This is a genomic window from Saccharothrix sp. ST-888, from assembly GCF_000955975.1.
GTDB lineage: Bacteria > Actinomycetota > Actinomycetes > Streptomycetales > Streptomycetaceae > Kitasatospora.
Window position 1 is genome coordinate 1 of sequence record NZ_JYJF01000334.1, and the last position, 591, is coordinate 591.

The following is a 591-nucleotide window of genomic DNA, read 5'->3' on the forward strand; positions in this document are numbered from 1 at the left end:
CTGCTCGCCCGGTTCATCCCGGAGCAGGCAGCGACGCCGGGGCACAGCGAACCGCTCGACCGGAGCGGTTCCACGAGACCGTGGAAGGGAGGTACCACCATGTTCGACATCACTGAGGACGGCGACTACTCCGCCGAGCGCTCGAAGATCTGAGCCACTGTGCGGTGCCCGGCCTCGGCCGGGCACCGCACACTCACTTGTTCCCCCTGCACCCCGGTTCCCGTTAGGACATGATGACCAGTCACCCCACACTGGAAGTAGTGGGCCTGCGCCGCACCTTCAGTGGCTCCGCGACGCCCAAGGTGGCGTTGGAGCACGTGGACCTGCGGATCGCCGAGGGCGAGATCGTCGGGGTGCTCGGTGTCAACGGAGCCGGCAAGACGACTCTGATCAAGATCCTCTCCACGCTGCTGCTCCCCACCGCGGGCACCGTCCGGGTGTGCGGACACGACGTCGTCCGCGAGGCCAAGCGGGTCCGAGCCCTCACCTCGATGGTCCTGGGCGGGGAACGCGGACTCTACGGCCGACTCACCGCCCTGGACAACCTGCACTTCTTCGCCATGCTCTCCGGCCTGACCCGGGCCGCGGTCA

Annotated in this window: 1 protein-coding gene; it reads left to right on the forward strand. The window is 68.0% G+C overall.

The features are described from left to right. Positions 1-230 precede the first annotated feature (230 nt). Positions 231-591, forward strand: a 361-nt coding sequence (locus UK12_RS32960) for an ATP-binding cassette domain-containing protein (protein WP_045306890.1), incomplete at its 3' end; no start/stop codon positions are given.